Source organism: Shewanella basaltis (assembly GCF_023283885.1).
Lineage (GTDB): Bacteria > Pseudomonadota > Gammaproteobacteria > Enterobacterales > Shewanellaceae > Shewanella > Shewanella basaltis.
The window spans coordinates 313,588-327,130 of the sequence record NZ_JAKILA010000001.1 but is presented as its reverse complement, the minus strand read 5'-3'; the positions used below and the strand labels follow the sequence as shown (position 1 = coordinate 327,130).

The 13,543-nt window shown below is 42.7% G+C and carries 12 protein-coding genes; 2 read left to right on the top strand and 10 right to left on the bottom strand.

Going from position 1 to position 13,543, the window contains the following annotated elements:
- Window positions 1–25 precede the first annotated feature (25 nt).
- The 4 genes from L2703_RS01500 to L2703_RS01485 form a co-directional block, all read right to left on the bottom strand.
- Complete coding sequence (locus tag L2703_RS01500) at window positions 26–493, bottom strand: DUF2489 domain-containing protein (RefSeq protein ID WP_248969380.1); 468 nt, start codon at window positions 491–493, stop codon at window positions 26–28.
- 94 nt (window positions 494–587) lie between these two features.
- Window positions 588–1,136: a Der GTPase-activating protein YihI gene (gene yihI / locus L2703_RS01495; RefSeq protein ID WP_248969379.1), complete on the bottom strand. Its 549-nt coding sequence runs from the start codon at window positions 1,134–1,136 to the stop codon at window positions 588–590.
- A 55-nt stretch (window positions 1,137–1,191) separates the two neighbouring features.
- Complete coding sequence (locus L2703_RS01490) at window positions 1,192–1,854, bottom strand: class I SAM-dependent methyltransferase (protein ID WP_248969378.1); 663 nt, start codon at window positions 1,852–1,854, stop codon at window positions 1,192–1,194.
- A gap of 809 nt (window positions 1,855–2,663) precedes the next feature.
- Window positions 2,664–3,287: a c-type cytochrome gene (locus tag L2703_RS01485; protein ID WP_248969377.1), complete on the bottom strand. Its 624-nt coding sequence runs from the start codon at window positions 3,285–3,287 to the stop codon at window positions 2,664–2,666.
- Window positions 3,288–3,552: 265 nt separating this feature from the next.
- Here L2703_RS01485 and yihA point away from each other — a divergent pair, with 265 nt between their 5' ends.
- Window positions 3,553–4,224, top strand: coding sequence for a ribosome biogenesis GTP-binding protein YihA/YsxC (gene yihA / locus L2703_RS01480; RefSeq protein WP_248969376.1), 672 nt, complete (start codon window positions 3,553–3,555; stop codon window positions 4,222–4,224).
- Window positions 4,225–4,826: 602 nt separating this feature from the next.
- Here yihA and polA read toward each other — a convergent pair.
- On the bottom strand, window positions 4,827–7,583 hold the full coding sequence (polA, locus tag L2703_RS01475; protein ID WP_248969375.1) for a DNA polymerase I: 2,757 nt from the start codon (window positions 7,581–7,583) through the stop codon (window positions 4,827–4,829).
- Window positions 7,584–8,208: 625 nt separating this feature from the next.
- On the opposite strand from polA, the gene elbB reads away from it, so the two are divergent.
- Entirely contained in the window at window positions 8,209–8,865 is a 657-nt protein-coding gene (gene elbB / locus L2703_RS01470; protein WP_248969374.1) for an isoprenoid biosynthesis glyoxalase ElbB, read from the top strand.
- A gap of 37 nt (window positions 8,866–8,902) precedes the next feature.
- On the opposite strand, the gene glpG is transcribed toward elbB, so the two are convergent.
- The 5 genes from glpG to L2703_RS01445 all read right to left on the bottom strand — a co-directional run bounded on the left by glpG (window position 8,903) and on the right by L2703_RS01445 (window position 13,542).
- Entirely contained in the window at window positions 8,903–9,745 is an 843-nt protein-coding gene (glpG, locus tag L2703_RS01465; protein ID WP_248969373.1) for a rhomboid family intramembrane serine protease GlpG, read from the bottom strand.
- Window positions 9,742–10,050, bottom strand: a complete 309-nt coding sequence (glpE, locus tag L2703_RS01460; protein WP_248969372.1) for a thiosulfate sulfurtransferase GlpE — start codon at window positions 10,048–10,050, stop codon at window positions 9,742–9,744. Before glpE ends, glpG begins: the two co-directional genes overlap by 4 nt.
- Window positions 10,051–10,149: 99 nt before the next feature.
- Window positions 10,150–11,175, bottom strand: coding sequence for an L-threonine 3-dehydrogenase (tdh, locus tag L2703_RS01455; protein WP_248969371.1), 1,026 nt, complete (start codon window positions 11,173–11,175; stop codon window positions 10,150–10,152).
- Window positions 11,176–11,209: 34 nt separating this feature from the next.
- A complete protein-coding gene (locus L2703_RS01450; RefSeq protein WP_248969370.1) occupies window positions 11,210–12,403 on the bottom strand; it encodes a glycine C-acetyltransferase in 1,194 nt (397 codons plus the stop codon).
- A gap of 482 nt (window positions 12,404–12,885) precedes the next feature.
- Window positions 12,886–13,542 carry a TetR/AcrR family transcriptional regulator gene (locus L2703_RS01445; RefSeq protein ID WP_248969369.1) on the bottom strand — a complete coding sequence of 219 codons (657 nt, stop codon included), beginning with the start codon at window positions 13,540–13,542 and terminating at the stop codon, window positions 12,886–12,888.
- Window position 13,543 lies beyond the last annotated feature (1 nt).

Genomic DNA, 13,543 nt, shown 5'->3' with positions numbered 1-13,543 from the left:
GAGCGTTAATGATTGAAAGTTCAGGCTAATGAGTCTTTGGCTGGTAAAATTCAGCGATACGTTTTGCCTCATCTAATATAGCCTGTTCTCGTTCTGCTTCTGACTTCATTCGGGCTAAATCAAACTTCATCCGTTGTTGTTTTGGAAGTGCTTTGCGTGCTTCCATGATGGGGTGGTCGCGAATGATGTCATAGTGAGCAAATAAGTTTGGAAAGTCGCTGTTGACTTGTTCAGACATTGATAATGCATCAAACAGTTTACCAATACGCACAACGCCTTCAGAAAGCTCGCAACGGTCCTCTAGCATGGCAGCAGCAATGTAACGTATGTCGGTAAGTATTTGTTGTTTTCGCTCCTCTGCTTTAGCTTGGCGCTGAGCTTGCGCTTGTTGATTGGCTTTAGTACGACGTTGTAGCGTAAGCAATAAGTAGGCGGCGTAAGTCGCTAGAGAGATAATGATTAGCGAGGCAATGACAATAGCGATAGTAGGCACAATTTATCCTTTTTTGAATACAAAACTGGCGCCCGTACCCAATCGATTAGGTGTGCGCCAGTTTACTTGATTCAAATGAAATGCATTGAGTGGTTTAGTCTTGTTTTTGATAATCTTTAAGCAAATCTGCACCGGATTCAAAACGACTTAGCAGTTCATCATCTGACAGCTGTTTTTTAGCACTTGCAGGAGGCGTGTCATCATCTTCAGTTAACCCTAAACGCTGCATTAGCTGCTCAATTTTATCTAATTGAACGTCTAACCATTTTTGGTCTGCGTCAGATAAGTCACGGCCTTCTTCAAGTTGGTCAAGTAACTGATTGAGTCTTGGGTCTTCTTCCAGTTTCAATAACTTTTGTTCGTCAGTTAATTTAGGCTGTTTAGGCTTAACTGCTAATGGTTCAGCTATCGATGTTGGTAATGACAATGCCACAGGCTTTTTACTGCCATGACGCGCGTCTTTTTTTACCGCAGAACCCTGACCTGAAGCTTGCTTTAGTAATGCTTCATTGTGGCGGCTACCAGATTTACGACCCGTTTCTGATTTTTTACCATCGACCGTTTTGCGATCGGCTTTTTTTACTCTTGGGGCAAACTTAGGGCCGTTTTCGCCGCCTTTGCGAGTTTTTTTACTGCGAGCCATGATGTTCTCGTTAGGTTTTCTTAACACGTCCTCGCAGAGTAATTTCTACAAGGCACTAAATATGGATGCGCTTTATATCAGGTTTTGACGTTTTTTGCATCAAAACCAGATCTTTCGATGCAAATAATAGCTCAAAATCGCTATTGGAGGCTAAATATTCGAATGTAGCTTGTTGATAAAAGCTCACATGGGTCGGATTATTTTTATAGTGCCATTTAGAAAACAGGGCTTTGTCAGTCATCAGTGGTGTACTGACGGCTAACCAACCATTGGGTTTTATTAATTGATTAAGTAATTTCCATTCACGATTTGGGTGCCTAAAATGTTCAAATACTCGATAGCAACACACAAAATCATAGCGTTGCGTTAACACTGATTGATCTGCGGCAAAGAATGGGTCGTATTGATTAACTACATGGCCTGCTTCGTAAATGGTATGTTGGCTTTTTTCATCTAAGACTCTGCCAAAGTTTAATCCAGTTAACCGGCCCGTTTGTTGTTGTGAAATTTGTTGTAATAGCGGTAATACAAACTGCGATAACTGCTTTTGTTTAGAGGAACGTTGCGCACGCCCATAACGTTGTCGCTCTAAATTGGGCATCAGATGTGATTGAGGGTTTGCAAAAACTAACCCGCATTGAGAACAAGCGTAAAATGCTCTTTTTTTGTCCTGTAAAAAAAAGTCTGCTTGATAGCTACACAGTGGGCATGGATTCATTAACGACAGCAACACCTTAATAAACAATATATATAGTGATAACAGTAAATTATGCCAATGTCCAAATTCTCATGTTGGTATAACGCATAAAAAAAGGTGGCAGTAAACTGCCACCTTACAAAACAGTGCTTAAATGCACTTTATCCTGATTCCAAGTTTCCGTACTTGCTATGTGACTTTCCCGGTCAGATCTTAACTTTTATTATGCTTTCCGTGCTTTTTTAGTTGTTATTGGTCATCGCTGACGCTTTTTTATATTCTGTCGCCATCCTGACTACAGCTTCCGTAGATGGTCTTCAATGACGCATCATTGTCCTAATTGTCTTCTGTGACTATCAGTCAACCATCCTTGTTTTAATGTACCTTCGAGCAAGCTTCTTATGGATGCATCATCAACAATATGTTGGGTTTGCAATTATTTGAATCATTCAAATAACGCCAAAAGGATTACTCTGTTGTGTAAGGCAATGCTAAATAGCGAGTTGACCAGTGGGTCTGTTCCTTACAAATTTTACGACCAGGATTTCAACTGAAACCGCGACTCATTATTATTATTGTTGAGTGGCCTTAAATTATTATTGTTATGACTTTTCTTTATTCTTATATCTTAAATGTGCCTGTCCGAAATCTGCTTGATGTTATTTGATTTATGGTTCAAACAGCTGGGTTTACCTCGGTACGGGGTGTATTTAACTCTAAAACCGTGAGCTATGTCAAGCAATAATGCATGAAGTTTACGTCAACGTAAACTTCGGGGTGTAAAAAAAGGGCAACAATATCGCCCTTTTTGTTATTTCAAACTCAGTAAATTACTGCTTAATTGTTGAAATATATTTAGATAATGCTTCGATATCGGCATCAGACAATTTTTTAGCAACATCTTGCATCATGCCATTTAAATCGTTGTTACGAGTGCCATCACGGAACTTGGTTAACTGGATTTTAATATAATTTGCATGTTGACCGCCAATCATTGGGAAACCTGCAGCCGCCGCACCACTACCATCAGGGCCATGGCATGCGATACAAGAGGTGATACCACGTGCAGCGTCGCCGCCTTGGTATAGCTTTTCACCTGCCTCTGTGCCTTCAACCGCTGGATTAGCTGATTGGGTTTGGCTTGCAAAGAATGCCGAAATATCTGCGATGTCAGTATCGCTTAACGCAATAGACATACCACCCATGATTGGGTCCATACGGCCTTCTTTTCCGCCCGTTTGCATGGCAGAGCGGAATTCTTTTAATTGTTTCTCAAGGTATGCAGGGTGTTGGCCTGCAAGCTTTGGATACATATCGATCATGCTGTTGCCGTCAACACCGTGACAGGCAGAACATACGATTACTTTAGTTTTGCCGACTTCAGCATTACCTTCAGCCATAGCAGGTGATGACATAGTGGCTACTACAGACAGCGCAAGAGCTAACTTTTTCATGGCGTTCCAACTTCTTGTTAATTTATTGTCCTGAGCTTACTAGGAAGACCCGCAAGCGTGGTAAAATACTTTTTCCAAGCGCTTTTGATGTAGTTTACGTTGCTCGAATAGAACGAGATCAAATATCACTACATCACACATATCAGCGTTGCTTGGGTATATAATGTGATCAGGCTAATATTTTACACGAAAACGTGCAAAAGTAAGCAATTGTTGAACATTTATGGTAAAGCGTTTACTAAACGTAATTTAATTGGAGTGACTAGTGACCGAATCTCGTATCGATTTCCGTAAGGCTAAATTTTTAATTAGTGCGCCAGATATCGCGCATTTAGATCAGTATCTTCCAGGTGATATCGGGGTTGAGATTGCGTTTGCTGGGCGTTCTAATGCAGGGAAATCGAGTGCGTTAAATGCACTGACAGAGCAAAAAAGTTTAGCGAGAACCAGTAAAACACCGGGGCGTACTCAATTAATTAACGTTTTTGCATTAGATGCCGATCGCCGTTTAGTGGATTTACCTGGCTATGGGTTTGCGCAAGTGCCTTTGGCACTGAAAAACAAATGGCAACAGGCATTAGGTGAGTACTTACAAAAACGTGCATGTTTAAGTGGTGTGGTGGTGTTGATGGATATTCGTCATCCACTAAAAGATCTCGATATGCAAATGATTGAGTGGGCAGTATTAAGTCATATTCCGGTATTGGCGTTGTTAACCAAGGCTGATAAATTGACTCAAAGCATTAAAACGAAAACGGTTAATGATGTTCGAAAAGCGTTAGCTGAGTTTGGTGACAAGGTACAAGTCGAGCCGTTTTCATCATTAAAAGGCACTGGTAAACCTAAGGTGTTGAGTATTTTAAATGACTGGTGTCATCCTACATGGTTGGCAGAACAGCAAGCATTGCGTGAGCAAAATGAGCAAGAACAGCAGTGATGTTTATCATGCCGTTTACACAAACCGACTTTGATGTCGGTTTTTTTATGTTTGACGAAATGAATGCAAAAAAAAACCGACAACCAAGTGGCTATCGGTACAAAAATTAGCTCTTTTGGGGAGAAGCTAAATTCAACAAGACTCAAGTGTCATCAACTCAATTTGACGACCCTCAATAACCATAGAATAACTGCTTTTTTGATAAAGTTAAAGTATTTACTCTAAATATTTTTGTTAGCTAAAAAAATGCCAAAAAAAGCCCCAGCAACCTAAGTTGCTGGGGCGCCGAATTTGGCTAGTCACTATTGCTAGTGAAATAAAGGTTTGAAAGATTGAACATCTTAACCTCTGTACCCTACAGACGAGATAATACCCTATTCGCCTTAAAATGAAAAACTGTTTTTCATAAAAAGGTACAATAACTGTGAGTTATACCTCAAATCGTTGCTTATTTGTTAATCTAGCTCGACAAGCTGTTATAAGTTTTATACTGATATGAATACAAGGTTAGTGATATTGAGAGATGCTTTGTCACCTTAAACAACAATGCCGCATTGAAGCAATGCGGCATTGTTGTTGAGTGTAATACGTCAATATTAGCTTTAGTGGGCTTCGTCCCAGTTATTACCGATACCCGCTTCAGCCAGCAGTGGCACATCAAGTGTTGCTGCTTGTGCCATTAGGTCGCACACTTTGGTTTTTAGTGCATCGGCCTGTGCTTCATCAACTTCAAAAACCAGCTCATCGTGTACTTGCATAATGAGGGTGATTTCACCTTGTGTGTCTTGATTAATCCACTGGTGAATGGCAATCATGGCTTTTTTAATGATATCAGCAGCAGTGCCTTGCATTGGGGCGTTAATCGCGGCGCGCTCAGCGCCTTGACGGCGCATTGCATTGCGATCGTTAATTTCTGGTAAGTATAAACGACGGCCAAATAGGGTTGATACATAACCTTGTTCAGCGGCGGCTGCACGGGTTTCTTCCATGTATTTCAACACACCAGGGTAGCGAGCAAAATAGGTGTCGATGTAAGTTTGTGCCTCGTTACGCGGGATATCCAACTGCTTAGCTAGGCCAAATGCAGACATGCCGTATATCAAGCCAAAGTTAACCGCTTTAGCACGGCGGCGCTGTTCGGTGGTGACTTCTTCAAAGTGAACGCCAAATACTTCTGCTGCAGTGGCTCTATGAATGTCTTTCCCTTCAGCAAACGCTGTTAGCAAGCCTTTGTCTTGAGAGAGATGAGCCATGATGCGCAATTCGATTTGCGAATAGTCGGCCGCTAAAATCTTACGCCCTGCTGGGGCAATAAAGGCCTGGCGAATACGGCGACCTTCTTCGGTTCTAATTGGGATATTTTGTAAGTTAGGTTCGCTTGACGACAAGCGCCCAGTTGCAGCATTGGCTTGATGATAACTGGTGTGAACACGGCCAGTGGTGGCATTGACCATGAGCGGTAATTTGTCTGTGTAGGTGCTCTTTAATTTGGCTAGGCTGCGATGCTCAAGAATAATTTTAGGCAGCGGATAGTCTAGTGCTAATTCTACTAATACTTCTTCTGAAGTTGAAGGCGCACCTTTGGGGGTTTTCTTTTTAACGGGGTAGTTAAGCTTTTCAAAAAAGAGCGTTTGCAGTTGCTTAGGCGATGCGAGATTAAACTTCTCGCCAGCAATGTCGTAGGCTTTAGTTTCAAGGTCGTCGAGTTTTTGGGCCAGTTCACCACTTTGCTGGCTAAGTAGCATAGAGTCGATCAGCACGCCTTGGCGCTCAACGTCTGACAGCACTTGAATTAACGGCAGTTCTAGTTCGTTAAATACTGAGGCTAATTCTGACTCTTTTTCTAGTCGTGGCCATAAGTGCTCATGTAAACGCAAAGTAATATCGGCATCTTCTGCGGCGTAGGGCCCTGCTGTGGCTAAATCAATTTGATTAAAGGTGAGTTGTTTGGCGCCTTTACCTGCAACCTCTTCAAAGCTGATATTTTTATGGCCTAAATACTTTAACGCCAAACCGTCCATGTCGTGGCGTGATGCTACCGAGTTAAACACGTAAGACTCAAGCATGGTGTCAAAACGTACACCGCCAAGCTTAATGCCTGCATTGGCTAAAATACTCATGTCATATTTTAGGTTTTGGCCGACTTTTTGTGGTGTTGTCCCTTCTAATATGGGGCGCAGTTTTTCAAGTGTAGCGGCTTTGTCGAGTTGCTGTGGCGCATCAAGATAGTCATGGGCTAATGGCAGATATGCAGCCTTGCCTGCTTGAGTGGCAAAGGATAAACCGACAAGCTGTGCTTCCATGTAATTAAGGCTTGTGGTTTCGGTGTCGACGGCAATCAGCTCGGCTTTGCTCAGCTCATCAATCCATTTGTCTAATGCTGCTTCGCTAAGGATGGTTTCATATTCGGCTTCTATAGCGGCAGACACGCTGACCTCTTCGTCGCTATTTGGGCTCACCGTGCCCGTTGGCTGCTTGTTGTCTAATACTTCTGCTAACCAACGTTTAAACTCCATTTCACCGAAGCATTTAATTAATTCATCGCGATCTTGCGGCTTAACGCTTAATTCATGCCAGTCTTGATCTAATTCGACATCGGTTTTGATGGTGGCAAGCTCATAAGACAGCTTAAGCATGTCGGCGTTTTCGATAATTTTAGCCGGCATGGTTTTGCTGCCTCTAAAGCCGACTTCAACCACACTTTGTGGGTCGGCTAATAGTTGTGCCACACTGCCCACCCCAGTCAACATGGCTAATGCGGTTTTTTCGCCAACACCTGGTAATCCTGGAATGTTATCGGCTTTGTCGCCCATTAATGCTAAAAAGTCGATGATACGATCTGGGCCTACACCAAATTTTTCTTTGACTTCTGCTGGGCCCATGATGGTGTCTGTCATGGTGTTAATTAGGGTGACATGGTCATTGACCAATTGTGCCATGTCTTTATCGCCGGTGCTGATTAACGTGGCCCGGCCTTCTTTGCTCGCTTGCAAGGCTATAGTGCCAATCACATCGTCGGCCTCGACGCCGGGAATACTGATTAGCGGTAACCCCATCGCATGAATAATACGGTGTAATGGTTCAATCTGACTGCGAAGATCGTCAGGCATAGGTGGACGTTGTGCTTTATATTCGCCATACATATCGTTACGAAAGGTTTTGCCTTTAGCATCAAAGACAACAGCTATGTGGCTTGGGCTATAGCGGCTTAATAAACTGCGTAGCATGTTCACAACACCATAAACCGCACCAGTGGCTTCACCTTTTGAATTCGTTAAATGCGGTGGCGCATAATAAGCGCGATAAAGATAAGAAGAACCATCGACAAGAATGAGCGGATTATTAGGAATTGTTGGCATAATATGATTTTCGTTTTGTGTATTTTGCGAGACTGATAGGATGACATTATACCCACAGCACCTCAAGGTGCTTGTGTCATTGTCTGTCATTTATCTTTTGGGCGAGAATGACTTTAATGGTCCAATAAGCCGCGTCACTGGTGAGTTTTAACGGGTTCAGTGTTGAGGATAATGTTTATTTTGACCACGAAAAATAACCCACAGCCTGTGGATAAGTCTGTGAGTGAAATAATCAACCTTGCTAGATAGATTTTCTTACGGCTTGATGCGAAATCAGTAACTTGTTGAATTTTATTTGTTATTTTTATTTTTGTGAGCTGTTTATTAATTTCAATAAATTTAACTAATTTGTGGACTTTTTTATTGATGTCAGTTAAGCCACAATCAATTTAGCGCACGTTGCCAGTAGCGTGATATGGCTTAAAAAGCCCATGGGCTAAATTCGACGTTCTAAGTTAGCACGTTTTTTAATCAGATCAACCGTTTTGTTGGATTTTTGTTGTAAAATTTACACTATTCATTAAAAGTACAATTAAAAGTACAACTAAAAGCTGAGTGTCAATTTGCAACCGAATACGCCTTAAATTTATGGGCCAAAATTTCATCACATTTGAAGGTAAAGAATATGAAAAAAATAGCAGTGTTACTGAGTGGGTGCGGTGTGTTTGATGGTACTGAGATCCATGAAGCCGTGTTAAGTTTGCTTGCTATTACTCGTGCTGGTGCGCAGTATCAGTGTTTTGCCCCTGACATTGTTCAAATGCATGTGGTTAATCATTTAACGGGCGAGGTCAGCACTGAAGAGACTCGCAATGTGTTGGTTGAGTCAGCTCGTATTGCGCGCGGTGAAGTCCTTAATGCAAGTAGTTTGCAGGTTAATGACTATGATGCGTTAGTGGTACCAGGTGGTTTTGGTGCGGCCAAGAATTTATCTAACTTTGCGACGACACGCAGTAGTTGCCATATTAACCCAATAGTAGAAAACTTTATCCGCGACTTTGCTAATGCCCGTAAGCCTGTTGGTTTTGTGTGTATTTCCCCTGTGATGATCCCACAGATTTACGGCCAAGGAGTGGTGGGGACGATAGGTAATGATAGCGGCACGGCAAAGGCGTTTAATGAAATGGGGGGCCAACATCAGGCGGTGCCGGTGGATGATATTGTGGTCGATGAGGTGCACAAAGTGGTGAGTACGCCTGCCTATATGTTGGCAACGTCAATTTTGGAAGCGCATATTGGCATTGAAAAATTAGTCAATAAAGTGATTGAGATGATTGACTAGCATAAGGTTTGGGTAGTTTGTTATTGTGATCAGTCAATTATATTTGAGGCTGTTTACGGCTATCAAACAATGCTTGTGCAAGCCCAACCAGCAAACCACCTATGTGGGCGCCGTTTGCAATTGGCATGCCGAGTAAATCCGTAAAACCGAGCACAAGCCAGACCATCATAAACCCCATGTATGCTTGTGGTAATTGAATACCGCAGTGTGGTTGGCGGATACCCATCAACCAAGTATACCCAACCACAGCGTATACTACGCCAGACAAGCCGCCAAAGTGAGGGCCACTGAGATAAAATTGCACAATACTGGGAAGCGTTCCTGCTACTAGCAGTAAAAATAGTAATGGTCTGGTGCCAATTTTATTTTCGATTTTTCCGCCTAAATACCACCACCACAGCAAGTTAAAGATAATATGCATAGCCGAAAAGTGCATTAAACTCGGTGTAAATAAGCGCCATATCTGGCTTATGTCACTTTGGGGTACTGCACCAAAAAACGAGAGTTGGGTATAAATTGCGTCGGCAAAACCTAGGTTCATACCTGCAAATACCGCAACACAAATAAAAAATGTTATTAGCGTGAGTGGGCCTGCACCCATCAGGAACTGTTGTACTAACCCTTGGGTACCTGAGCCGTAGTTAAACTGGGCTGAAGTGTCTCCATTGTCCCACGATGCTTGTAGATATTTGCTGTCATAAGGATTTTTGGCAAATTGCAGTAGTTCTTGGCGAGCTTGTTGCTCATCTTCTGGATGAATGATAACAATGCCAACACCTTGGGCATGTTGTACGGCGTTGCATTGAATATTGAGCCCTTTTAGGTAATCAATAAATGCCTGTGCTGCACGTGCATTTGGGAGTTGGCCAATTTCTATCATGAATGAGCAAGGCTCCAAGCACTAAAGCCACCATCAAGACTGTAGACGTCATCAAAGCCTTGTTCGCTTAAATAATTTGCCGCGTTTTGACTGCTTATGCCGTGATAACAAACAACGACAAGCGGTTTATCCATATCTGCACTAGCAATAAAATGGGCTAAATTTTCGTTACTTAAATTAACCGAGTGTTGTATGTGGCCTGCCGCAAAGCTCGCAGCATCACGAATATCAACAACTTGAACATCATTCGACGCGTCAGACATATGGATTAATTCATTAACAGATAAGTGTTTAAAGCCAGACATGGTATTACCTATAAAAGTACAGAAAACGTTTATTGAAGCCAGTGTGCAACAAGGGGTTATACAACCCCTTGAGCATGCGGGTGATGATAATATTGTGGATTAATCCCAGCTTAAAATCACTTTACCAGATTGGCCAGATCGCATTGCATCAAAGCCTTGTTGGAAATCATCTACATTGAAATGATGTGTAATGATTGGGCTTAAGTCTAGGCCTGACTGGATTAGACTTGCCATTTTATACCAGGTTTCAAACATCTCACGGCCGTAAATGCCTTTAATGATTAAGCCTTTAAAAATCACTTTGCTCCAATCAATGGCCATATCGCCACCAGGAATACCCAACATGGCAATTTTACCGCCGTGGTTCATGGTATCAAGCATGGCGTGAAACGCTGAGGGTACGCCAGACATTTCTAAGCCTACGTCAAATCCTTCGGTCATCCCCAGATCTTTCATTACATCTTTTAAGCTTTCTTGGGCAACGTTTACCGCACGAGTGGCGCCCATTTTGCGGGCTAACGCTAAACGGTACTCGTTAACGTCAGTAATCACGACATGACGCGCGCCCACATGTTTGCACACTGCAGCTGCCATAATGCCAATTGGGCCAGCACCAGTGATTAAGACATCTTCACCCACTAGATCGAAAGACAATGCGGTATGCACGGCATTACCAAAAGGGTCAAAAATAGCGGCTAGGTCGTCAGAAATATCTGCCGGTATTTTAAAGGCGTTGAATGCGGGTAAGACTAGGTACTCTGCAAATGCGCCATCACGATTAACACCCACACCAGAAGTGTTACGGCATAAATGTGTACGGCCACCACGGCAATTACGGCAATAACCACAGGTGATATGGCCTTCGCCAGAGACACGATCGCCAATGGCAAAGCCACGCACTTCTTGGCCCATGTCAACGACTTCGCCCACATATTCATGGCCAGCAATCATAGGTACTGGGATGGTTTTTTGTGACCATTCATCCCAGTTGTAAATGTGAACATCGGTACCGCAAATCGCCGTTTTACGAATTTTTATTAACAGATCGTTATGACCCATTTCTGGTTTTGGTGCATCGACCATCCAGATGCCTTCTTCAGGCTTTAACTTACTTAATGCTTTCATCTTAATAACCTATGATTACTGAGCGTTGTTATTGTTAGATAATGCCCATTTCTTTACCAATACGGGTAAAGGCATCAATCGCATGATCCAGTTGCTCACGAGTGTGTGCTGCTGACATTTGGGTGCGAATACGTGCTTGGCCTTTAGGTACAACAGGAAAAGAGAAGCCAATAACATAGATATGTTCGGCCAGTAGCTTGTTAGCAAAATCACTGGCTAATTTAGCATCCCCTAGCATAACTGGGATAATGGCATGATCGGCACCGCCTAGCGTAAAACCCGCTGCGGACATTTTTTCACGGAAATAGCGGCTGTTTTCCCATACTGCTTCACGCAACTCCTGACCCGTTTTTAGCATTTCAAGTACACGGATTGAAGCGCTAACAATCGACGGTGCTAATGAGTTTGAAAATAGGTAAGGACGTGAGCGTTGGCGTAACCATTCAACCACTTCTTTTTTAGCGGCAGTAAACCCGCCTGAAGCGCCGCCTAATGCTTTACCGAGTGTGCCGGTAATAATGTCTACACGGCCCATTACGTCACAATATTCGTGGGTGCCACGGCCATTTTCACCAATAAAGCCTACTGCGTGCGAATCATCAACCATTACCAGCGCGCCGTATTTATCGGCAAGATCGCACACTCCTTTTAGGTTGGCGATGACGCCGTCCATGGAGAATACCCCGTCAGTGGCAATGAGAATATTACGTGCGCCAGCCGCTTGCGCTGCAATTAGCTGAGTTTCTAAATCGGCCATGTCGTTATTAGCATAACGGAAACGTTTTGCTTTACACAAACGCACTCCATCAATGATGGATGCATGGTTTAGCGCGTCAGAGACAATCGCGTCTTCGGCATCTAATAATGTTTCAAATAAACCTGCGTTCGCGTCAAAACATGAAGAATAAAGGATGGTGTCTTCCATACCTAAAAATTCGCTCAGGCTAGCTTCTAGTTGCTTGTGTGTATCTTGAGTACCGCAAATAAAGCGTACAGATGCCATACCAAAACCATGGCTGTCTAGACCCGCTTTTGCCGCTTTTATTAGCTCTGGGTGATTGGCTAAACCAAGATAGTTATTGGCACAAAAGTTAATCACGTTGGCGTGGTTTACTTCGATTGCTGTTTGTTGTGCTGAAGCAATAACGCGTTCACTTTTGTATAAGCCATCCGCTTTTACGTCAGCAATTTGTTGATTAATACGGTCGTAGAAAGAGGTAGATGCCACCTGTGTTCTCCTAAAATATGGTTATTATGCTTATCCAAATCACGCAGTAAAACACCGCAGTAATGGAAAGGGTGTTTTGGAGTTGCTGGCATTCTAACCTTTATTTTTGCTGCTCCACAGCGTTTTTTTTAGTCGTCAGACCAACATGAATTAGATTAGGGCTAGTGCTTGTTCACATTAAAAAAACTAATACATTTTCAATCAACTTGAAGGTGCCTGTTTTAGCGCTTCACCGTGTGTTCAATACTAGACCCTAGGCACGTTAATGCTAAAGCTTTTGTTGATTTAGCTGATTTTTTAAAAGGGAATAACCATTCACCTTAATCAATGCTTCGCCTAAACGCGTGTCGGTTCAATGGGGATTGATGTGTGGACGTTGACACATAAAAATCCGCCAGTATCTGGGCTCAATTGTAGTCAGATATTGGCGGATTGAAAGTCATTTAAAAAGACAGGTAGCCCCCGATTGCGTCAGCTTTTTATTACGCGGCTTGATGACGCTCTTGGCTGGCAATTTTTAGGTAATGTTGCTCTAATCGACTGAATGTGGCCGATGACGCCGGTGTCTCGTAGGCTTGAAAAATCATCAGTACACGGAGCAAGCCATCGTATAAAGTGGCTTTGGTAATGCTCGATGTGCTTGATTGCGTCAGTTGGTAGCTAATCCAAAAGCTGACCATCATTTTTATTGTGTCTGCAAGTGCGGTCACCTTGTTATCGTCAACATCCAGAAAACCATCTTTTTTTAATTTAAGTAAAATATTACTTGAGCGGTTAAGCACCTGTTGTTGTGCGTGCAAGTAGCGTTTTTTCAGTGCGTCATCGCGACTTAAAATATCGGCTAAGTTGGCGTACATAAAACGAAATTGCCACAAAGTATAAAACATGGCGTCAAAGTAACCCATTAATAACTCAATAGTAATGGGCACATCATCATAAGGTTTAAAGCCCGATTCTAAATGGTTTTCGTATAGCGCAAAGATGGAGTTGATAATGTCTTCTTTGTTGCGAAAATGATAGTACAAGTTACCCGGACTAATGCCTAAGTGAGCGGCGATATGGTTGGTCGTAATGCTGCGTTCACCGTGTTCGTTAAACAGCTCTATACTGGCTAAAACGATTTTGTCGCGGGTTTTCATA